Genomic DNA, 21,173 nt, shown 5'->3' with positions numbered 1-21,173 from the left:
GGTCGAACGGATAGGCGTTGCCCCAGAAGACCGTCAGCACACCGCCATGCCGGGCCCAGTCGGCATGGACCGGGCGGCCGTCCACCTGCCAGCCTGCGCCCCGCGTCACCGCAATCGGCCCCTCGCCCAGATCGACGGAATAGCGGCCCGCCCCCCTAACGGTGACGCGCGCCGAGATCTCTTCGCCCCGATGGCCCAAAGCCACCTGCCAACTCAGAGGCGCCCAGAGCGCGAACCCCTCATGGTCCGGTGCCTCGTCCAGACCCAGCGCCAAGCAGGCCGCCAGCGCCCGCGTCCGGATGCAGGCGACCGGATGGGTCGAGAGAGCTTCGGCCTCGCGGTCGATCAGCCCGGTATCCACCTCCCCGCGGCCGAACCCGTCGTGACGTGTCAGGCGCCGCAGGAAGGCGAGGTTGGTGACGGTCCCGGCGACCTGCGTGCCCGCCAGCGCCCGCTCCAGCGCGCCCAGCGCCGCACCGCGCGTCGGCCCGTGGGTGACGATCTTCGCGATCATGGGATCGTAATGCGGGCTGATCGCGTCACCCTCGCGCACCCCGGTCTCGATCCGGGCGCGGTCGGGAAAGCGCAGCCGCGCCAGCCGTCCCGTCGCGGGCAGGAACCCCGCCGCCGGATCCTCGGCATAGAGCCGTGCCTCGAAGCTGTGGCCCGTGATCGACAGATCCGCCTGATCCACCCACAGCGCCTCTCCCGAGGCGACCCGCAGCATCCACTCCACCAGATCCACGCCCGTGATCTCTTCGGTGACGGGGTGCTCGACCTGCAGCCGGGTGTTCATCTCCATGAAGTAGAACCGGTCCGGGCGCAGCCCGTCCGAGGCATCCACGATGAACTCGACCGTGCCCGCCCCGCGGTAGCCGATGGCCTCGGCGGCGCGCACGGCGGCCTGCCCCATCGCCTCGCGCATCTCGGGCGTCATGCCGGGGGCGGGCGCTTCCTCGATGACCTTCTGGTGGCGCCGTTGCAGAGAGCAGTCACGCTCGAACAGATGCACGGCGCGCGTCCCGTCGCCGAAGACCTGCACTTCGATATGGCGTGGGGTGGCGACGAACTTCTCGATCAGCACCCGGTCGTCGCCGAAGGCGGCCTTGGCCTCCGCTCGGGCCGAGGCCAGCGCCTCGGCAAAATCGGCCTCCGCATCGACGCGGCGCATCCCCTTGCCGCCGCCACCCGCGACGGCCTTGATCAGGACCGGCCAGCCGATCTTGGCCGCCTCCTGCGCCAGCCGGACATCGGCCTGATCGACGCCGTGATAGCCCGGCACAACGGGGACGCCCGCCTCTTCCATCAGCTTCTTGGCGGCGTCCTTCAGGCCCATCGCCCGGATCGCCTCGGCCGAGGGCCCAACGAAGATCAGCCCCGCCGCCTCGACGGCCTCCACGAAATCGGGGTTCTCGGACAGGAAGCCATAGCCCGGATGCACCGCATCCGCCTTGGTCGCGCGCATCGCTTCGATGATGGCGTCGCCGCGCAGATAGCTCTCGGCCGGGGAGGCGCCGCCCAGCGAGACCGCCTCGTCCGCCATGGCGACATGACGCGCCTCGCGGTCGATCTCGGAATGGACGGCCACCGTGCGGACGCCCAGCCTGCGGCAGGTGTCGATGACCCGGCAGGCGATCTCCCCCCGGTTCGCGATCAGAAGCTTGCGGATCATGACCCCTCCATGTCGGTGCCGATCGTGACGTCGGCACCGAACGCGTCTTTCGTCAGCGGCGGCAGATCGGTCAGGACCGTACCTTCCGGCGCGATGGGGCGGCCGGTGAGGCAGGCCCTCACTCGAATGCCATTTTCATCGAGCGCCAGCACGCGGCCGCCCTGTCCGGCGACACGGATAGGGTCGCCCGGCGCAGGCGCATCCGGAAGGGCTGCCCAATCGACATGGTGTGAGCCCGTGCGGCTGATCTCACGGCCGGCAAGCCTAAAGCGGATGACCGTCCCGCGTCCGTCGACCGGATACGCATCCAGAACCTGACCCTTCACCCGACCACCTCCACCACGCGGAACCGCTCGCAGAGCAGCCACATGCCTGGATCGAAGCCGCCGTTGCGCCCGAAATAGGTCTCGTGCCCCCGGCGCCACTCCTCGAACGTTCCCTCGCCCTCGGCCAGGGCAAAGTCCTCGGGCACATCGCGAAAGCGCCGTTCGGTCACCTTGACCGTCTCGGTCACGCAGGCGGGCGTCCAGTCCCAAAGGCAGGCGATATCCCGGCGTCCGACGACGGGCCGGTCGGGATCGCCTTCGGGATAGTCCGACAGGCGGCCGCAAGTCGCGGTCTTCGCACCCGAGACGACCAGCGCGGTCAACTCGGCGCACAGGTCCGGGCCGTCACCGAAGCGATAGGCCTGCGCGCCCGGATAGGTCGCCTTGAGGGCCTCCAGCGACGTCATCGACGCGCCCCCGGCAGGCATCGGTCGCCACCCGCTCGAAGCGCATGTTCCCCCGGATGACCGTCTCTGACGGCTTGCATGTGCGGGGACCCGGTTCGGCCTGGCGGCGTGCGATGACGGCGGCGTTCATCGTGACGACGAATTCGTGTGCTAGTCCCGACAGGCCCGCCGTCACCTCCATGCGCGACGTGCCCGACAGGGCCAGGGCGAGCGTCACCACCGCCACGATGACGATCCGGCGCACCAGCCTGCGCAACAGGCGGCGCACCAGCGCGCGAAGCCATGGTGGGCGCGCATCCGCGCGACGTTCCCGGATCATGCCGACGCGCTAGGTCGCCAACAGGGCGAAAGAATGGCGCGACGGATCGGAGGCCGATGGTGCACCGCGCGTCTGCACAGGGGGTGCACAGGGGGTGCACAGGGGGTGCATCAGCATTTTTGCACATATTACATCCGAAACACGCCGAAGCGTGTCTCCTCGATAGGGGCGTTCAGCGCCGCGCGCAGCGACAGAGCCAGCACCTCACGCGACTTCCGGGGGTCGATGATGCCGTCGTCCCAAAGCCGCGCGGAGGCGTAGAGGGGATGCGATTGGCGGGCGAACATCTCTTCGGTCGGGCGCTTGAACTCGGCCTCCTCCTCGGCGGACCATTCGCCGCCAGCGCGTTGAATCTGCTCACGTTTCACGGTGGCCAGCACGCCTGCCGCCTGCGCGCCGCCCATCACCGAGATGCGCGAATTGGGCCAGGTCCACAGGAACCGCGGCTGGTAGGCCCGGCCCGCCATGCCGTAATTCCCGGCCCCGAAACTGCCGCCGACCAGCATGGTGATCTTCGGCACTGAGGTGCTCGCCACGGCGGTCACCATCTTGGCGCCATGCCGCGCAATGCCCTCGTTCTCGTATTTGCGACCAACCATGAACCCTGTGATATTCTGAAGGAAGATCAGAGGGATGCGTCGCTGGCTGCACAGTTCGACGAAGTGCGCGCCCTTCTGCGCGGACTCGCTGAAGAGCACCCCGTTATTGGCGACGATGCCGACCTGCATCCCTTCGATCTCGGCGAACCCGGTCACCAGCGTCTCACCGAAGCGGGCCTTGAACTCGTCGAACCGAGAGCCATCGACAAGACGGGCGATGACCTCCCGGATGTCATAGGGGGTCGACAGGCTTGCGGGCACAACGTCCAGCAACTCGGACGGATCGTAGGCGGGCGGCTCGAAATCGGACACCCCGCCCATAACCCTCGGGCCGACTTCAACATTTCGGACGGCGTCCCGCGCGAGAGCGAGCGCGTGGGCATCGTCCTCGGCGAGGTAATCCGCGACCCCCGACAGGCGGGTATGCACGTCGCCGCCGCCCAGATCCTCGGCCGTCACCTCCTCTCCGGTGGCGGCCTTCACGAGGGGCGGGCCGGCCAGGAAGATCGTCCCCTGTTCGCGCACGATGATCGAGACGTCGGACATGGCGGGCACGTAGGCACCGCCGGCGGTACAGGAACCCATCACAACGGCGATCTGGGCAATACCCTTCGCCGACATCCGGGCTTGGTTGTAGAAGATCCGTCCGAAGTGATCGCGGTCGGGAAAGACCTCGTCCTGATTGGGCAGGTTCGCGCCCCCGCTGTCGACGAGGTAAATGCAGGGAAGGCGGTTCTCCTCTGCGATCTCCTGGGCCCGAAGGTGTTTCTTGACGGTCATCGGGTAGTAGGTGCCACCCTTCACGGTGGCATCGTTGCAGACGACCATGACCTGGCGCCCATGGACCAGCCCGATCCCCGCGATGGCGCCTGCCGCCGGGGCCGCACCGTCATACATGCCATGCGCCGCGAAGAGCCCGACCTCCAGAAGCGGCGAGCCTGGATCAAGCAATCCCGCCACGCGGTCGCGAGGCAGCATCTTTCCGCGTGACAGATGACGCTCCTTCGCCCGCTCGCCGCCGCCCGCTTGGGCAAGGGCCGCGGCCTCGGCCACCTCGGCCAACGCGGCCTCGTGCGCCGCACGGTTGGCACGCGCCTCCTCGGAATTGGGGACGAGGGCGGAAGTGAGTTTCATCTGTGCATCCCGGTGCGGCAATCGCGCACATCTAATCAGCACCGCGCCGGGGAAGCGAGGGGTAAGGCGCCATCCCGGCAATGCGACAGGCCAGCACCTGCCCCGACGGCTGAAACGGATCCGCGCGCCCGTAGAAAGCCGACGAAGGTGCCCCGCGGCGGCCCTAGTCGAGCGAGGCCTCGGCTTTCTCCACCATGCGCAGATACATGCGCGCGCTGCTCCACCGCGCCATGGCGTCGAACGCCTTGCAACTCGTCCCCGGCGCAAGCGAAAGCGCATCGTCGAATATTGCAAAAGTCGGAGGGCACGTCGACGTCTCTGGCGCTCGAATCATCCCGACGTTCCTGCCGACCGAACGGCCCCGGAAGCCGCCCGCCTGCTCGGCGGCCGCGGCGATGCGCTCATCCGTCAAGTCGGCGGCGATTGCCGCACGCTCCGCTTCGAGCATCGTGGACAGCGCACCGAGACAGGCGGCAGGATCATCGGAGACGGCGCAATCGTCGAACTGACGGGCCGCGCATTGGGTCTCGACCCCCGAGGCCCAGCCGGTCCAGTCGTCGAGAAATCCCTCTGGGCACTCACCCGCGATCACGCAGGGCGCCGCGTAAGCGATCAGTTTCGAGCGGGCTTCGAGTTCCGGGCCGATGCAGGCTTCGAAGCGCGAGAGATCCTGCGCGACTGCGGGACTGGACAGCGTCGCGGCGGCAAGCGCGCAGGCAACACCGAAAGCGCGATCAAAAAGCACGTCAGAGGTCCCCGTCCAAGCCTTCGCGCATCCCGCGCAATTCTAAGGTGCGGCGGGCGGTATGGGTCAGATGGCAGATCGTGCCGATGGTCGTGCGGATCGTCCCGTCCTGATACTGTGCGTATTTCGCCATGCAATCCGCATCGCGGAAGGCGATCCAGGCGCGCTGTGCATCTCGGATCGCATCGGACCGGTCTATGCCGCCGCCGAACCGCGCATCCGCCTCCTCCAGTTCCGCCCGCAAAGCCTGATATTCGGCGTTCAGAAGCCGGTCCCACTCGTCGGTTTCCGCGTTGGTGCATTTCGCCATGCCGACGGTCGAATAGCCCCCGTCGGTCTGTTCCATGCAAGTTTCGGCGGCGGCGCCGACGCAATCGGGCGTTCGGTCGTCGTTGCGATGGACGGAGAGACAGATCTCGACCGGGCTGGGGTCGAAGACAATCTCCTGCGCGGCGGACGGAGCGGCCATCAACGCAAGAGGGATGATAAGCGCCCTCATCCCTTGCCCTTCAGCACGCGGACGACGCGGCGCCGCACCCGGCGCGCGCGGTCGATATGGGGCGGCTCGGCAGCGGATTTGTCCCAGGCCACACCGGTCCGGTGGGCATTGTCGCTGAAATGGCCGTATTCGAGATCGGCCCCCAGAGGCAGGTCGGGCGCCTTGCGCCAGTTCCCGCGCCGCACCTCGGGCAGCGCCTCCTCAGGGGTCTGCATCAGCACGGCCTTGTCCTTGCGGCGGCTCGCGCGGCGTTCCTGCGCCTTTCGCAACGGCACGAGTTTGCGGGCGGCCTTGTCGTTCTGACCGTAGGCGGGCCGATGGTCGCGCGCGTAGGACAGCGCCTTCTTCTGCTGCGGCGTCAGACCCTTGCGCTTGGGGGGCCGGCTCATTGACGCAGCTCCTTCTTCACCTCGGACAGTTCCCGGTCCAGGAAATACGACACGAGGCTGCGAATGACCACGAGCAACCCGAGGAAGACCAGATCCGCCATGGCGAGGCTGAGGGCCGTGTGGATGATATCCGAGACGATCAGCAATTCGAGCCCGGCGAGGATGTAGCGGCCCAGTTCGACCCGCTCGGTGTTCACGCCGCGGACGCGGGTCTGGGTGTCGCGGCTGAGTTCGGCGCGGGCGAAGCCCCAGACGAACCGGGCGGCGCCGATCATCAGGATCGCGCAGGCCAGCACGTCGGTGATCGCGGCGATCCACTCGAAGGCGAGGGTGACGTAGTGCAGCTCCTCATGCAGAAGCGGCGTTTCGCGAACGTAGTCTAGGAAAGCGGTTGGCGGGTCTTCGTTCATGTTTCCCCGTTCGGCGAAAAGCCGAGACAGGCAGGTCCAGCATCGGCCGCCGTGATCACCGCCGCGCGGATCACCCCATCGCCCCCATCAGCTCCCGCCCGACCAGCATGCGCCGGATCTCGGACGTCCCCGCGCCGATCTCCATCAGCTTGGCGTCTCGGAAGAGGCGGCTGACGGGGGTGTCGTTCATGAAACCGGCGCCGCCCATGGCCTGCACGGCCTGATGGGCCTGCACCATCGCCTGTTCGGACGCATAGAGGCAGCAGGCGGCGGCGTCCTGGCGCGTGACCTCCCCTCGGTCGCAGGCCTTCGCAGCCTCGTAGACATAAGCCCGGGCAGAGTTCATCGCCGTGTACATGTCTGCGATCTTGCCCTGCATGAGCTGGAACGAACCGATGGGCTTGCCGAACTGCCTGCGCTCGGCCAGGTAGGGCATGATCTCGTCGAGACAGGCGGCCATGATGCCCAGCCCGATGCCCGCCAGAACGACGCGTTCGTAGTCGAGGCCCGACATCAGAACCTGAACGCCACGCCCTTCTTCGCCGAGGACATTCTCGAACGGGACCTCCACATCCTCGAAGATCAGTTCTGCCGTATTCGAGCCGCGCATGCCCAGCTTGTCGAAATGGGGCGACGTGCTGAAGCCCTTCATCGCCTTCTCGACCAGGAAGGCGGTGATGCCCCTGGATCCGGCCTCGGGGTCGGTCTTGGCGTAGACCACCAGAGTGGAGGCGTCGGGGCCATTGGTGATCCAGTACTTCGTGCCGTTCAGGACATAGCGGTCGTTGCGCTTGTCGGCGCGCAGCTTCATCCCCACGACGTCGGACCCGGCGCCCGCCTCGGACATGGCGAGCGCGCCGACGGCGGCGCCCGAGATCAGGTCGGGCAGATAGCGTGCCTTCTGGTCGGCGTCGCCGTTCAGGGCGATCTGGTTGACGCAGAGGTTGGAATGGGCGCCGTAGCTGAGGCTGACCGAGGCGCTGGCGCGGGCGATCTCCTCGATGGCGACGGTATGGGCGAGGTATCCCATCCCGGCGCCTCCATCCTCCTCGGGGACGGTTATGCCCAGAAGGCCCAGCTCGCCCATCTCCGACCAGAGGTCGTTGGGGAACGCGTTCGAGCCGTCGATCTCGGACGCCATCGGCTTGACGCGGTCCTGCGCCCAGCGATGAACCATCTCGCGCAGGGCCTCGACATCCTCGCCCAGATCGAAGCGCATCGTATGCGTGAACATCGTCCCCTCCCTCGATTTTCGGTCAACGGGTTAGCCGTCCGGCCCCGCGCCGTCCAGCGGCGGGTCGGGAAAACCGGACTTGCCCGGCGCCTGTCCCCCCGCACAAAGTGACGCAGGGTCCAGCGTACGAGGATCGGGGAAATGGACGGAACCATGCAGGCCGGCGCTTCGGAGCGGGGCGAGCCGGAGCTGACCACGGGTCAGGGCCGCTACGTGATGGCCTTCTACAAGGGCGAGGGTGAGCGGGCCGACAAGATCACCCGCCTGCTGGAGCGGCTGTCGCTGTCGAAGAAGCCGCTCTCGACAGAGCCGACCTATACACATTGCGAACTCGTCGCCGCCTCGGCGCCGGTCGAGGATGGGGGCCGAGCCTGGGCGATCTCCGCTTCGGACCGAGACGGGGCGGTGCGCAAGAAGGTCATCACCTTCAAGGCGGGTCATTGGGATTTCGTTCCCCTGCCCCACGCCCCTGCCGATGCCTGGCAGCGGGCGGAGGCACATCTGGGCAAGGCACCCGACCGGCACGCCATGTGGAAGAGCCTGTTCAAGCCGCTGCGCCGCAAGGCGAAGGACAGCTGGTTCAGCGCCGAGTTGTGCGCCCATGCGCTGGACCTGCAACTGGCCAAGGCCCCGTCGCCGACGGAGCTGTACGGCCTGCTGGTCAACATGGCGCGCGCGCCCCGCTTCCTGCGGGGATCCTACTACATGGCGTTTTACAAGGGCCGCGGCGAGTGGAAGGACACCGTGACCCGCCTGATGACGGTCGCGCAATTCGCCGTCATCCGGAAGGCGTCGCGCTCTCACTATACCCACTGCGAACTCGTCGCCGCCGCGGGCATCCCGGACGATGGCGAGGTGGCCTGGTCGGTCTCGTCCTCCGGGCGGGACAAGGGCGTGCGCGTCAAACCCATCGCCTTCAAGAAGGAGAACTGGGATTTCGTGCCCCTGCCCTTCGCCGATTACGATGCCTGGGACCTCGCGGTGGAACATGCGGGCAAGCCATACGACTACAAGGCGATGTGGCTGAGCCACCTCTTCGCTTTCAACCGGGAGGACCCGGAGAAGTGGTTCTGCTCGGAGATCTGTGCCCACGCCCTGCGGATCGAGATGCCGAATGCGCTGTCTCCGGGTGGTCTGTTCCGACGGATCGAGCGGATGCGCGAGGACGACGACGACGACACGGACCGTCGGGGGTGGTAGTCGAAAAAACGGGATGGCGAAACGCCATCCCGTAGTGCGGGTCAGGAAGGATCCGGAGAAGACAGGCAGACCGGATCCAGGGACACCCAAGACGTTGGCATCGGATCGGCCCGGTTCCAGTCGCGGAGTGTCCGCATTTTCGTGAGGTCCGCTTTCAGGCCAGATGGCGCGCCGCTTCGTCGGCGACGATCCGGCCGATGCGGGCGCAATCCTCCGCATCGAAAGTCAGGGGAACGCGCATGTCCAGAAGCCGCGACAGGATCGCATCGGTGCGCGGCAGGGTCTGCGCCTCGACATAGCCCCAATGGGCATGGGCCGAGGTGAAGCCCTGCGGCCTGTCGGCACCGAACCATTTCCACTCGACCCCGCGCGCGGCGCAACCGTCGACGAAGCCGGGCAGGGTCTCGGCATGGGCGGCAAGCACCTGGATCGAAGAGCCGACGAAGGCCTCCTGCTGGGGCCGCTCGATCATCTTGAGGCCGGGCGTGGCACGGAAAGCCTCTTCGAGGATGCGATAGCGATCGTTCCACCGCTTGGCCTGCAACGGAAGGTCCGCGATCTGGGGGCGCAGGATGGCGGCGCGGAGCTCGTCCATGCGGCCGGAGACATTGGGCATCTGCGCCGTGTGGCGTGCGAACACCTCCTCGGATGGGGCGGCGCCGTGACGGCCATAGAGCATGTAGCTGCCCGACATTAGGACCATCCGCGCCGCAAGGTCGGGATCGTCGGTGACGATCAGCCCCCCTTCGCCGGAATTGACGTGCTTGTAGGTCTGAGTGCTGAAGCAGCCGACGGCACCCCAGCGGCCCGAGGGATGGCCGTTCCAGCTTGCCCCCATCGTGTGGGCGCAATCCTCGATCACCGTCACTCCATGGGTGTCGCAGACCGCCATCAACCTTTCCATGTCGGCGAGATGGCCGCGCATGTGGCTGAGCATCAGCAGTCGGGCCTGCGGCGCCTTTGCGGCCAGATCCTCCAGGTCGATGGTCAGATCCTCGCCCACTTCGACCAGCAGGGGGCGCGCACCCGTGGCGGCGATAGCACCGGGCACGGGGGCCAGCGTCCAGGCGTTGGTCAGGACCGGCTCGCCCGGCTGCACATCCAGCGCCCGGAGCGCGCAGCCCATCGCGTAGCCACCGGAGGCCACGGCGATGGCATGGGCGGCCCCGATCTGCGCGGCGAATTCCGCCTCCAGCGCGGCGACATGGCTCGGGTCGGCCCCGTAGCGGTGCAGGATACCCGAGCGCATGACCTCGGTCGCGGCGGCGATGCCCGCCTCGGGGATGGGTTCCTGCCGGGTGAACGACTTCTCGAAGCGTTCCATGCGCTCAGCTAGGCGCGCGCGCGTCCGGATTTGCAAGCGCGCAAGCGACCCATCGTGTCAGTGAACCGGCCCCACGACCGGGTCGATGAGAGTGCGCCCGCCGTCGATGGTCAGGATCTGGCCGGTCATGAAGCTGGACGCATCCGAGGCGAGATACTGGACCGTTTCCGCCAGTTCGGCCGGAGCCGCGATGCGACCCATGGGCGTGGCATCGACGATTTCGCCCCGCAACTGGTCGTCTTCCTTGAGACGGGTCTTCAGCGCGTTGGACATGACCGATCCGACCGAGACGCCATTGACCCGGATGCCCCGAGGGGCGAGATGGACGGCCAGGCTGCGCGTCGCCTGATCCAACGCCGCCGCGCTGATCGAGAAGCCCAAAAGGTCCGGCTGCGTCCGCCTTGCGGCGATGGACCCGATATTGACGATGGCGCCCGCCGGGCCGTCATCGTCGGAATCCTCGGCCTGCTGCAGCATCCTGTTGGCAATCGCCTGGGACAGGCGCAGCGGCGTCATCAGGTTCTGCTCCAGCAGCGTCTGGACGCTTTCATCGCCGGGATCGAGGGGATCGGTCGGGATCACCTGACGCGACGCGTTGATCAGGATGTCCACACGATCGAAGGCGTCGATGGTGGCCGACAAGAGGTTCGCCACGGTCAGACGTTCCCGCAAATCGCCCGCGAAGTAGCGCAGGGACGGATTGTCCTCGTCCTCTGCCTCACCCAGTTCGGCCTCCAGCTTAGCCTCGTCCCGGTCGGCGAACATGACGTTCGCGCCCTGGTCGATGAAATGCCGTCCGATGGCCAGCCCGACGCCGTTGGCGGCCCCCGTGACGATGGCCGTCTTGCCCGCGATCGAGAGGGTCATGCGCGTCTCCTGGGTCGTGCCGCCTCGATCACCTTGTATCCCCGGGCGTCGGCGCGGACCATCGTTTCCGCGAAGGCATCCGAAAGCGCCGCCTCGTAGGGCAGGTGCCGATTTGCCACGAGGAACAGGCGCCCCTTCGGCGCGAGCACCCGCGCCGCCGTCGCGATGAAGGCCCGGCCCAGACCCGGATCAGCACGTCGCCCCTCGTGAAAAGGCGGATTGGTGATCACCGCATCATATGGCCCGCCCTTCCAGGTCGTGGCATCCGCCCAGTGCGGCCGCCCGCGCGGGTCGGACACGTTGACTTCAGCACAATCCAGCGCGTCGCGATCCGCTTCGACCATGTCCAGCGCGGTCACGCCCGGAGACGCGGCCAGCACCTTGGCCGACAGGTACCCCCAACCCGCGCCCAGGTCGCACACGCGTCCCGAAAGCGGCGGCAGCGTCTCGGCCAGAAGCGCGGAGCCCGGATCGACGCCGTCAGCCGAGAAGATGCCGGGCCGGGTCTGCCAGCCATCGGCGTCGAGCGACGGCGTGTGCCAATCGTCAAGGACACCGGGCGAAGCGAAGGAAAAGACCTTGCCGTGGGCCTTGGAGAACACCTCTCCGACCTCGGCGACCTTTCGACAGTCGCGCAGCAGCGTCTCGATCCCATCCGTCTTGTCGCCGTCCACGATCACGGGGGCACCCTTCGGGATCGCCGCACAGGCCCGCGCCACCAGATCCCACGCCAGAACGCGAGCGCGAGGCGCGAAGACGATGGCGGCCGCACATGCCATGTCCGGCATGTCCGCCCCGGCCTCGTAACCCGACTCCTTAAAGGCATCGTGGACGGGACGGATCGGCTGATAGGCGTAACAAGCGGACGGGTCCGGAAGTGAAACGTCATGGGGTGGGCGCATCAGCAGGATACGCCCTTCCGGCAGGGCGACGGCACCGACATCGAGCGCCGCGAGAAGGCGGCGGGTCAGAGGATCACTCCTCCTTCTCCATCGTGCATTGCAACGGATGCTGGTTGCGGCGCGCGAAATCCATCACCTGCGCGACCTTGGTCTCGGCGATCTCGTGACTGTAGACGCCGACCACGGCCACACCCTTCTTGTGAACGGTCAGCATGATCTCGACCGCCTGGGAGTGACTGACCCCGAAGAACCGTTCCAGCACGTGGACGACGAATTCCATCGGCGTGTAGTCGTCGTTCAGCAAAAGTACCTTGTAGAGCGGCGGTTTTGCCGTCTTGGGCTTGGTCTTGGTCACGACGGTCGTGTCGCCGTCACCTTCGTCGGGCGTGTCTGCCATAGATGTCAGGTCGCGCGCGAGCAGGGCCATGGATACCATCCGAACGGGTCAGTCTGGGCAATTGGTCAGGCCCCTTGATATAGGCAGGGGCACCCGTCTGAAAAGAGCCTCAAATGTCCCGACTCGATGCAATCGGTTTCGATGCCGACGACACGCTCTGGCACAACGAGACCTTCTTCCAGATGACGCAGGCGCATTTCGCCGAGCTTCTGGCCGACCATGCGGAGCGGGATCACCTGATGGATCGCCTGCTGGAAGCCGAGCGGCGCAACCTCGGGATCTACGGCTTCGGGATCAAGGGATTCGTCCTGTCGATGATCGAGACCGCCGTCGAGGTGACCGAGGGGCGGGTGCCCGCCTCGGTGATCGGCGAGATCCTCGCCGCCGGACGCGAAATGCTGGCCCATCCCGTCGACCTGCTGCCCCATGCCCGCGAGACGGTCGAGGCGCTGGCACGCGATCACCGGCTGGTGCTGATCACCAAAGGCGACCTGCTCGACCAGGAGCGGAAGCTGGCTCAATCGGGTCTGGGCGATCTGTTCGACGCGGTCGAGATCGTCAGCGAAAAGACTTCGGCCACCTATGCCCGTGCCTTCGCGCCCGAGGGGTCGGAGGCGGCGCTGATGGTCGGCAATTCCATGCGGTCGGACGTCCGCCCGGCAATCGAGGCAGGCGCCTGGGGCGTGTTCTGCCCATCGGAGCTGGAATGGGAACTGGAACGCGCCGAGGCGCCCGACCATCCGCGCTACCGCCGCATCGCCCATCTCGGCGAATTGCCGGACCTGATCGCCGCGCTCTAGGCCCGGCCGCGCGCAACCGGCGGGCAATCCGCCGGTGGTTCTGGCGTCAGATCTACGACCTCGCGGGAACGTCGACCGCGACACCCTTCTCGTCGAAGGCGTGCAGGGCGGAGCGGTCGAATTCCAGCGCGACCGCCTCTCCGGGGGCGAGGCCCGCCTCGCCCGGCACGCGCGCCGTGATGCGCCCCGCCGGGCCGCAATCCACGATGACAAACGTGTCCGCCCCCAGATATTCGAGAACGTCCACACTGCCCGAAAGCCCACCGTCCCCCTGCGGCGCGATCCGCAGGTCCTCCGGTCGCACGCCAAGGGTCGCGGCTCCCGGCGGCGCGTCCAGATCGGGGACCGCATCGGCCGTGAAGACGTTCATCTTGGGTGACCCGATGAATTGCGCCACGAACAGCGATCGCGGCCGCAGATACAGCTCGCGCGGCGTGCCCACCTGCGCGATGCGCCCCGCCTCCAGCACCACAATGCGGTCGGCGAGCGTCATCGCCTCGATCTGGTCGTGGGTCACGTAGATCATCGCGGTGCCGAGTTGCTGATGCAGCTTGGCGATCTCGTAGCGCATCTCGACGCGCAGCGCGGCATCGAGGTTCGACAGCGGCTCGTCGAAGAGGAACGCCACCGGCTCGCGCACGATCGAGCGTCCGATGGCCACGCGCTGACGCTGACCCCCTGACAGATCTTTCGGACGGCGGTCGAGATAATCGGTCAGCCTCAGCGCACGGGCGGCCTCGTCCACGCGGGCGGAGATCTCGTCCTTGGACATCCCCGCGGCCTTCAGCGGAAAGCCCACATTCTCCCGGACGGACAGGTGGGGGTAGAGAGCGTAGGACTGGAACACCATCGCGAGGCCGCGCTTCGATGGAGGCTCGGCGGTGGCATCGCGCCCCTCGACGAGGATCTGGCCGCGCGAGGTCTCCTCCAGCCCCGCAATCATCCGCAGCAGGGTGGACTTGCCGCAGCCAGAAGGTCCGACGAAGACCACGAATTCCCCGGCGGCAACGGCGAGGTCTACGCCCTTGATGACCTGCGCGTCGCCGAACCACTTCTCGACCCCGACCAGTTCCACCTGCGCGCTCATCGCTCTCTCCCCGCCCAGGTCAGCCAGACGGCTGCCGTCCATGTGAAATCGCTCCCCCCGCAGGGCGTGCCCTCGACGGGATCGAAATACTCGTTGAAGCCGCCGTTCCGGATCAGCGCGGCCGTATCGGCGCGCAGCCGCTCGGCCTCCGCATCCTTGCCTGCATCGCGCAATCCCATCGCGACGAGCGCGTTGTAGAAGGGCCAGGCCGGGCCGCGCCAATAGCGGCGCGCGTCGAACCCGGGATGCGCGGGATCCATGGTGGGCAGACCATGGCGCACGGCGCCCCAGGCCGTTGCGAGGTGGGCCTCCATCTCGGGCCGTCCTGCTCCGGCCAGCCAGCAGAGCCACGCGCCGGACGAGAGCACGTTCGCGAATGTGTCCGTCCGCAAGTCGCGCGCATCCCAATGGCCGCGGGCATCGTTCCAGAGCGTGTCGAGACCGGCGCGCAGACCCTCGGCCATCTCGGCCGCATCACCCGGATCGGCGCCGACCTCGGCGGCCAGCACGGCAAGGTCCTCGCACGCGCGGATCAGGATGAAGGCGACGCCGGGATCGGCCATCAGGAAGGGCCCCTCGTCGGCCAGGCGGACCTGGTCCCAGCCGATGCCGCGGCCGAACTGCACGAGCGCGAGATAGCGGTCATATTCGGCCTTGGTCGGTCGCATCGACGGATCCACATGGCCGGTGTCGCGCCGCTGATACGGCCCCACATCGGAGCCGTCGACATTCGCCATGCCTACATCCCAGTCAAAGGCGTTATCGCGGCCCGACTCCCAAGGATGGACGATGCAGGCCACACCGTCGCGGACGCGGGCGCGGATCCACCATCGGTGCCAGTCGAGCAGTTTCGGCACGAGCGCCGCCGCCCGCTCTCTGTGGGACGGATCGGCCGCCAGGACGAGCCGCGCCATGGTCGCCGCGACGGGGGGTTGGGATATGCCGGATGTGGCGGGCGTCCGCCCTGTGCTCCAAACCGTCGGCCCAGGGAAGTATCCCTCGTCGTCCCTATGGAAGACGATATGCGGCACCATGCCATCCGGCCATTGATGGGCGAACAGCGTTTCCAGCTCGGTCCAGGCCCGGTCGGGATCGAAGGTCGAGAATCCCCAGGCGGCGAAGGCCGAGTCCCAGTTCCACTGAAACGGATAGAGGCCCGCCGTCGGCACCGTATATCCGCCACGGTCATTGCCGAGCAGGATCGCGCGCGCCCGCTCGTCGAGGCTTTCGGACATCCGTGTCATCCTTTTACCGATCCCGCCGCGAGGCCCTTGGTCATGAACCGCTCCAACCCCAGAAACAGGGCCATGATCGGGACTGTGGCGATGACGGAGCCCGCCATCAGGTGCTGGCGCGGAATCTCGGAGGAGTTCAGCGCCGCGATGCCGCGGGTCAGCGTGAACTTCGACGGATCGTCGAGCAGCATGAAGGCCAGCAGGAATTCGTTCCACGCGATCATGAAGACGTACAGGCTGACGCTGGCCAGCGCCGGCAGGCTGAGCGGGAGGGTGATCTTCCAGATCACCTGCAACCGGGAGAGCCCATCCATCAGGCCCGCCTCCTCGACCTCCGCCGGAAGACCCCGGAAGTATCCCTGCAGCATGTAGAGCGCCACGGGCACCGTCGTGACCGGATAGATCAGCAGGATGCCGAAGATGCTGTTGCGCAGCCCCGTCATGCTGAACGCGATATAGATCGGCAGGGCCAGCACGATCATCGGTACCATATAGATGAGCAGGATGCCGCGGCTGAACGCCCTCTGCCCCCTGAACCGCAGGCGCGCCACCGCGTAAGCGCCGGGGATGGCGAAGGCCAGCGTGACGAGGACGGTGACAACCGAGATGAATGCGCTGTTGAGCAGGTAGAGCCCGAAATCGAACTGGGTGAACAACTCGTAATAGCTGTCGAACAGCGCCCACCCCTTCGACAGGTCGATCCCGAAATCAAGCGGGTTGGCGACCTGCTCGGCCCGGCTTTTGAACGAGGTCATCAGCATCACCCAGAACGGGATCGCGACGATCGCCGTGAAGAAGATGGCGCCGAAGCCGGTCAGGAACCGGATCACCGCCGTCTCGAAGACATGGCGGTCGTTCGGACCGGGCTCGAGATCCTGGACCGTCGCCCCGAGCGCCACGGCGAAGCCCCCTGCGAGACCGACAGTGACGAGAAGCCGCGCCCAGAGCCCGGTCTCGGGTCCCAGGCGGATCGGCCCGACCCCGAAGAGTACGGTGGCCGCCACCGCGACCGCCACGAGGATCCGCATCGTCCCCGGCCCGATCCGGGGGGCGGAGGTGCCGACGCCGATCACCGCGCCAAAGAGGAGTGCGGCGCCCAAATGCGGCCGCACCGCATCGCCGATCACGAAGGCCACCGCCACAGCGACCGTGATGGCGAGCGTGATCATCCACGCGGCACCCAGCAAGCCGCCGGCGATATCGCCCCGGCGCAGCACGCTCACAGCCCTTCCTCCCGGCTCATGACGCGGAAGAAGAGCGCACTGAAGGCCAGAAGACAGGCGAAGATCACCACCGCGACGGCGGCGCCTGCTCCGATATTTGAGATCGCGAAGGCCTGTTCGTAAACGCTGACGGTCAGGGTGCGGGTGCCCGCATTGCCCCCGGTCAGAAGAAAGATGTCGTCGAATTTGTTGAACGTCCAGATGAAGCGCAGCAGGAACAGCACGCCCAGGATGCCCGCGAGTTGCGGCAGCATCAGCCACCGGAATTGCTGGAACGGCGAAGCGCCGTCCATTTCCGCGGCCTCGAACATGTCCGAGGGGACGGACTGCATGCGCGCAAGGATGAAGAGGAAGGACAACGGGAAGTAGCGCCAGATCTCGAAGAGCGTGACCATGATCAGCGCGAGCGGCCGCTCTCCGAAGAAGTTGATCGCCTCGTCCGTCACGCCCATCCGGATCAGCAGCGCGTTGGCACTGCCGGAGAACGGGTCGAACAGGATGATCCAGGCGAAGGCGACCGCGATGACAGGCGCCACGTACGGGAAGAGATAGAGACCGCGCAGGATCCCGCGCCCCTTGAAGGAGGCATCCAGCAGGAGCGCGGCGAAAAGGCCCATGACGATCGCACCGACCGTGCCCACGACCGTGTAGAAGATGGTCGCCCAGAGGACGTCGACGAACTCGGCGGACGAGAAGATGCGCGCGAAATTGTCCAGCGTGAAGGTCCCGTCCGTCAGGACCGAGGATGCAGCGAAGCTCAGAACCGGCGCGCTGTCCTGCACGCGCAGATCCGCCTCGAAGGTCGCAGAGGCCGTCGCCGGGATCACCAGCGTCTCGCGCCAGCCGCCGGGCACGTCGCCAAAGGTACAGGTCAATTGACCGGCCTCGGCGGCACAGGCTTCCGGCAGCGTCCCAAGGTCGAGACCGGGCGGCAAGAGGTCGGTGAACGAGACATCCCGCAAGGCGCGATCCGGCGAAGAGTTGCGCAGGCGGAACCGCCATGTCCCCTCCTCGCCCGGCGCGTCGATCCTTCGCAGGTCTTCGCGCAACACCAGTTCGGGTGCCCGCAGATCGGACAATTGTACCGGCTTCACGCTGATCCAGAAGATCGCGAGCAGCGGCAGCAGGACCACGGCAGCGACGATGGCCAGCGTCGGGAACAGCATGCCCCAGGCCAGCCGCGCCTCACCACGGGCCAGCGGCCCCCGGCCGGTGGGGGCTACGGGCGGGGGCACGTCCGCCGGGGTCGCGGAAGCGGGAACGTCCTTCGTCCTGGGTGTCGTATCGGTCATGGGCGCGCCGTGTGTGCGGGGGTGCGCCTTCCCCGGCCCTCGCCCGGGGAAGGCGCGTTCGGATCACTCGACGGAGGCGATGGCCTCGTTCAGGGCCTCGACGGCAGCGGCGCCTTCGATTTCCCCATCGATATACTGCCGCACGACCCGGTTGATCACCTGGGAGTTGATGATCTTCGACGCGGTGGCCAGCTGGTTCTCTTCGACGCCCCAGCGTTGCGCTACATCCAGACCGCCCACGATGTCCTCGATCACCGCGGCCTCGTAGAGATCGCCGAGCGGCGCCTGCCGATCCACCCCGACGGGCAGGGTCGCCCACAGATCGGTGTATTCCGTCGGATTGTCCGCCGTCCCGCGGCGCACCGGGAACTTGCCTTCCGGCGCGATGGACAAGGTCTGCCCGTAGCCCTCCGACATAGAATACTCGACGAACTCCATCGCCGCGTCGGTGGCCGCGTCGCTGGTGATCCCGAAGTAGCGGATGTCGCCCCAGGCCGCGCCATCCGGGTTCGACGGTCCGGCGAAGTTGGTCACGATCCCGGTCCGCGAGGCCAGCTCGGACGAGGTCGGATCATCGGTGATCGTGGGCGGCGCGCTGTCGCGCAGACCCGCAAGCTCGTCCAGGATGAAGGGCGACCAGATGATCATCGCCGCATTGCCCGAGAAGTAGAGCGTGCGCGACTGGTCCCAGTAGAGCTCCCCCTCGGGGCTCGCATCGGCGATGGCCTTGTAGAAGTCGAGCACCTCCAGCGTCGGCCCTTCCTCGAGGGTGGCGACGCCGTCCTCGTCCACGATCGACACGCCATTGGCCAGGAACACATGCTCCAGCACCTGGGACATGAAGTTCTCGTCCACCTTGGTGGCGGCGACGAAGCCGTACATCTCGGGCGGGTTGTGCAACGCTTCGATGGCGGCGAGGACATCGGCATAGCTGTCCGGCGCCTCCAAGCCCGCCTCCTCGAACAGGTCCTTCCGGTAGACGATCATCTGCGTCCAGCCATCAACCGGCACGGACGCATAGCCCCCGTCCACCGCAGCCAGAGACAGGGCCCCGGCGCTGAATGTCCCTGCGCCGAGGTTCTCGATCACGTCCGTCGCGGCATCCGTGTCCAGGATGCCGGCCTCCGCCCAGGGCAGGGCATATTGCAACGTGTGATAGATGACGTCCGGCAGGTCACCCGCGGCGAAGGCGGCGGTGGCCCGCGTGCCTAGATCGGATTCCGTGACCGGGATCACCTCGACGGTGTGGCCTGTCGCCTCTGCGAAAGCGGCAGCCATCTCTTCCTGCTTGGCGAGCCGCTCGGGCTGTTCCTCCGTGGTCCAGAAGCGCAGATCCTCCGCCTGCGCCATCGCGGCGGTCAGCGCCAGCAGAGAGCCGGCCAGCATCAGGGTCTTCATAAGTCTCTCCTCCCAGTGGACTTGGTTTATCTCGCCACGGCGGACCCGCGATCGAGGAATCTTGCATATGCGATCTCGCGCAGCGTCTCGGGCGCTTCGCCGCGCGCGCGCCGGATCAGCAGCGCGGCAAGCCGCCGGCCCGCCGCTTCGTAATCGACGGCCCAGGTCGCCAGCGGCGGTTCCGCATGAGCTCCGTCCGGAGCGCCATCGTAGCCCACGATGGCAACGTCCCGCCCCACGACGAGGCCCCGCGCCTGTGCTGCACGCCAGAGGCCCAATGCGGCGGCGTCGATCGCGCAGACAAAGGCCGTGGGCGCCTCCGGCAGATCCAGCAGGGCGCCGAACGCCTCCGCCCCGCTGGCCCGGTCGAGCGCACCGTGGCGCACGAACGCGTCGGGCAGCGCCAGCCCGGCCTCGTCCATTCCCGCACGAAACCCTTCCTCGCGCAGATGTTCGTAGGTGTGCTGCGGACCGCCGCCGACGAAGGCGATCCGCCGATGGCCCCGCCTTGCCAGCAGGCGCACGCTCTCGCGCATCGCGCCCACCATGTCGATATCGTACCAGGCGCAGCCGTCCGGATCGCCATGGCGCCCGAACAGCACGAACGGGATATCGGCATCGCGCAGCATCGTGACGCGCGGATCGTCGAGCTTCGTCCTCGGTACTATGAATCCGTCGGCCTTGCGGTCCGAAATGAGACGTCTGTAGGTCTCCAACGTGTCCCGCCCCGGCGCGCTGGCCACGGTAAGGGTCCAGCCCTCCTCGGCGGCGCTGTCGGAGAGGCCTGCGAGGAATTCCGCCAGGAACGGCTGATGTGCGTCGTGCTCCGCCGTCTCGATCACCAGCCCCAGCGAACGGCACCGACCCGTGCGGATCGCCTGCGCCGATCCCAGCGGCCGATAGCCCAGCCGATCGGCCACCTTTCGCGCGCGCCGCTTCGTCGCCTCCGCGATGTCGGGATGGCCGTTGAGCGCGCGGCTCACCGTTCCCTTCGCGACGCCCATGGCTTCCGCGACATCCAAGATCGTGACGCGGCGAGCCTGCGTTGAAAGCCTGGACGGACCACTCATGCAGTCAGGTTGAGAACAGAAACCGGTTTCGGCAAGAGAAAAGTTGAGATCCATTGCTCTCGAGCACGTAGCCTGCGCGCTCTCGGATCCCGGGGAAGGTGCGCCCCACGGCGCGCCGAACAGGTCGGAACCGGTCTCACCCGCAACGGCCGATCCACGGAAAAAGGGCCCCGCGTTGATGCGGGGCCCGTTTCTTCTCTGTCGGTTCCGGCCGGACGGCCCGGGTCGCTCAGAGGTTCGGCTGGCTGGGGTTCAGGCCGATATGCCCCCCCATGGCGACCATGTCCTCGAGCAGCTTCACCGCCGCGTCGACGCCGTCATCCGCCGCCTCTTCACGGGCCTTGCGGGCATCCGCGACCCAATCGTCAAAGACCTCCTGCGTGACGTCGCCGGTCGGCAGAGCCCGCTCGGCCAGGACGGTCGTGCCCTCGGCGCCGATCTCGGCAAAACCGCCGGTCACGGCGTAGCTCTCTTCGCCCGAGCCGGTCTCGACAGTCAGGATGCCCGGCCGCAACGAGGTGATGACCGGGCTGTGCCCTTCCATCGCCGTCAGATCGCCGTCGGCGCCCGGGATGCGGACGGCCTGCGCCTCGGTCGAGGCGAGGCGCCGCTCGGGGCTGACCAGTTCGAACTGCATCGCCATC

The 21,173-nt window shown here is 67.3% G+C and carries 23 protein-coding genes; 2 read left to right on the top strand and 21 right to left on the bottom strand.

The window, feature by feature from the left end; translation table 11 throughout:
• From jaqu_RS04250 to jaqu_RS04205, 10 genes are all read right to left on the bottom strand, one after another.
• Positions 1-1,672: acetyl-CoA carboxylase biotin carboxylase subunit (locus jaqu_RS04250; RefSeq protein WP_043917704.1), on the bottom strand; the 1,672-nt coding region annotated here is incomplete at its 3' end.
• Entirely contained in the window at positions 1,669-1,998 is a 330-nt protein-coding gene (locus tag jaqu_RS04245; RefSeq protein ID WP_043917703.1) for a hypothetical protein, read from the bottom strand. The genes jaqu_RS04250 and jaqu_RS04245, both read right to left, overlap by 4 nt.
• Complete coding sequence (locus jaqu_RS04240) at positions 1,995-2,405, bottom strand: ASCH domain-containing protein (RefSeq protein WP_043917702.1); 411 nt, start codon at positions 2,403-2,405, stop codon at positions 1,995-1,997. The genes jaqu_RS04245 and jaqu_RS04240 overlap by 4 nt, the downstream gene beginning before the upstream one ends.
• A complete protein-coding gene (locus tag jaqu_RS04235; RefSeq protein WP_043917701.1) occupies positions 2,344-2,724 on the bottom strand; it encodes a hypothetical protein in 381 nt (126 codons plus the stop codon). The genes jaqu_RS04240 and jaqu_RS04235 overlap by 62 nt, the downstream gene beginning before the upstream one ends.
• A 128-nt stretch (positions 2,725-2,852) precedes the next feature.
• Complete coding sequence (locus jaqu_RS04230; protein ID WP_043917700.1) at positions 2,853-4,457, bottom strand: carboxyl transferase domain-containing protein; 1,605 nt, start codon at positions 4,455-4,457, stop codon at positions 2,853-2,855.
• A 163-nt stretch (positions 4,458-4,620) separates the two neighbouring features.
• Positions 4,621-5,202 (bottom strand): hypothetical protein, encoded by a 582-nt coding sequence (locus jaqu_RS04225; RefSeq protein ID WP_043917699.1) that lies wholly within the window; start codon positions 5,200-5,202, stop codon positions 4,621-4,623.
• A gap of 1 nt (position 5,203) precedes the next feature.
• A complete protein-coding gene (locus tag jaqu_RS04220) occupies positions 5,204-5,701 on the bottom strand; it encodes a lysozyme inhibitor LprI family protein (protein ID WP_043917698.1) in 498 nt (165 codons plus the stop codon).
• The gene (locus jaqu_RS04215; RefSeq protein ID WP_043917697.1) at positions 5,698-6,090 is read right to left on the bottom strand and encodes a hypothetical protein; all 393 of its coding nucleotides are present in this window, start codon (positions 6,088-6,090) and stop codon (positions 5,698-5,700) included. The genes jaqu_RS04220 and jaqu_RS04215 overlap by 4 nt, the downstream gene beginning before the upstream one ends.
• A complete protein-coding gene (locus jaqu_RS04210; RefSeq protein ID WP_043917696.1) occupies positions 6,087-6,500 on the bottom strand; it encodes a DUF1622 domain-containing protein in 414 nt (137 codons plus the stop codon). The genes jaqu_RS04215 and jaqu_RS04210 overlap by 4 nt, the downstream gene beginning before the upstream one ends.
• A 70-nt stretch (positions 6,501-6,570) precedes the next feature.
• Positions 6,571-7,734 (bottom strand): acyl-CoA dehydrogenase family protein, encoded by a 1,164-nt coding sequence (locus jaqu_RS04205; RefSeq protein WP_043917695.1) that lies wholly within the window; start codon positions 7,732-7,734, stop codon positions 6,571-6,573.
• A gap of 141 nt (positions 7,735-7,875) precedes the next feature.
• Here jaqu_RS04205 and jaqu_RS04200 point away from each other — a divergent pair, with 141 nt between their 5' ends.
• Complete coding sequence (locus tag jaqu_RS04200) at positions 7,876-8,934, top strand: hypothetical protein (RefSeq protein ID WP_043917694.1); 1,059 nt, start codon at positions 7,876-7,878, stop codon at positions 8,932-8,934.
• A gap of 154 nt (positions 8,935-9,088) precedes the next feature.
• Here the strand turns inward: jaqu_RS04200 and jaqu_RS04195 are convergent, their stop codons facing one another.
• The 4 genes from jaqu_RS04195 to clpS form a co-directional block, all read right to left on the bottom strand.
• Positions 9,089-10,258, bottom strand: a complete 1,170-nt coding sequence (locus tag jaqu_RS04195; protein ID WP_043917693.1) for a DegT/DnrJ/EryC1/StrS family aminotransferase — start codon at positions 10,256-10,258, stop codon at positions 9,089-9,091.
• Positions 10,259-10,315: 57 nt separating this feature from the next.
• Positions 10,316-11,125: an SDR family NAD(P)-dependent oxidoreductase gene (locus jaqu_RS04190; RefSeq protein WP_043917692.1), complete on the bottom strand. Its 810-nt coding sequence runs from the start codon at positions 11,123-11,125 to the stop codon at positions 10,316-10,318.
• Positions 11,122-12,027: a class I SAM-dependent methyltransferase gene (locus tag jaqu_RS04185; RefSeq protein ID WP_236687789.1), complete on the bottom strand. Its 906-nt coding sequence runs from the start codon at positions 12,025-12,027 to the stop codon at positions 11,122-11,124. Before jaqu_RS04185 ends, jaqu_RS04190 begins: the two co-directional genes overlap by 4 nt.
• A 73-nt stretch (positions 12,028-12,100) precedes the next feature.
• Entirely contained in the window at positions 12,101-12,424 is a 324-nt protein-coding gene (gene clpS, locus jaqu_RS04180) for an ATP-dependent Clp protease adapter ClpS (RefSeq protein WP_089268413.1), read from the bottom strand.
• 113 nt (positions 12,425-12,537) lie between these two features.
• Between clpS and jaqu_RS04175 the strand changes: the two genes are divergently transcribed.
• Positions 12,538-13,224 carry an HAD family hydrolase gene (locus jaqu_RS04175; protein WP_043917689.1) on the top strand — a complete coding sequence of 229 codons (687 nt, stop codon included), beginning with the start codon at positions 12,538-12,540 and terminating at the stop codon, positions 13,222-13,224.
• 52 nt (positions 13,225-13,276) lie between these two features.
• Here jaqu_RS04175 and jaqu_RS04170 read toward each other — a convergent pair whose 3' ends face one another.
• The 7 genes from jaqu_RS04170 to jaqu_RS04140 all read right to left on the bottom strand — a co-directional run bounded on the left by jaqu_RS04170 (position 13,277) and on the right by jaqu_RS04140 (position 21,172).
• Positions 13,277-14,311, bottom strand: coding sequence for an ABC transporter ATP-binding protein (locus jaqu_RS04170; RefSeq protein ID WP_043917711.1), 1,035 nt, complete (start codon positions 14,309-14,311; stop codon positions 13,277-13,279).
• Positions 14,308-15,546, bottom strand: coding sequence for an MGH1-like glycoside hydrolase domain-containing protein (locus jaqu_RS04165; protein ID WP_316243055.1), 1,239 nt, complete (start codon positions 15,544-15,546; stop codon positions 14,308-14,310). The genes jaqu_RS04170 and jaqu_RS04165 overlap by 4 nt, the downstream gene beginning before the upstream one ends.
• A gap of 5 nt (positions 15,547-15,551) precedes the next feature.
• Entirely contained in the window at positions 15,552-16,769 is a 1,218-nt protein-coding gene (locus jaqu_RS04160; protein WP_043917687.1) for a carbohydrate ABC transporter permease, read from the bottom strand.
• The gene (locus jaqu_RS04155; protein WP_084629362.1) at positions 16,766-18,061 is read right to left on the bottom strand and encodes a sugar ABC transporter permease; all 1,296 of its coding nucleotides are present in this window, start codon (positions 18,059-18,061) and stop codon (positions 16,766-16,768) included. Before jaqu_RS04155 ends, jaqu_RS04160 begins: the two co-directional genes overlap by 4 nt.
• 63 nt (positions 18,062-18,124) lie before the next feature.
• Entirely contained in the window at positions 18,125-19,459 is a 1,335-nt protein-coding gene (locus jaqu_RS04150) for an ABC transporter substrate-binding protein (protein WP_043917686.1), read from the bottom strand.
• Between the two features lie 26 nt (positions 19,460-19,485).
• The gene (locus jaqu_RS04145; protein ID WP_043917685.1) at positions 19,486-20,529 is read right to left on the bottom strand and encodes a LacI family DNA-binding transcriptional regulator; all 1,044 of its coding nucleotides are present in this window, start codon (positions 20,527-20,529) and stop codon (positions 19,486-19,488) included.
• Between the two features lie 229 nt (positions 20,530-20,758).
• Positions 20,759-21,172, bottom strand: coding sequence for a F0F1 ATP synthase subunit epsilon (locus jaqu_RS04140; protein WP_043917684.1), 414 nt, complete (start codon positions 21,170-21,172; stop codon positions 20,759-20,761).
• Between the last annotated feature and the right edge of the window lies 1 nt (position 21,173).

The organism is Jannaschia aquimarina (assembly GCF_000877395.1).
Classification (GTDB): domain Bacteria; phylum Pseudomonadota; class Alphaproteobacteria; order Rhodobacterales; family Rhodobacteraceae; genus Jannaschia; species Jannaschia aquimarina.
This window is presented reverse-complemented; position numbering and strand designations above follow the sequence as displayed.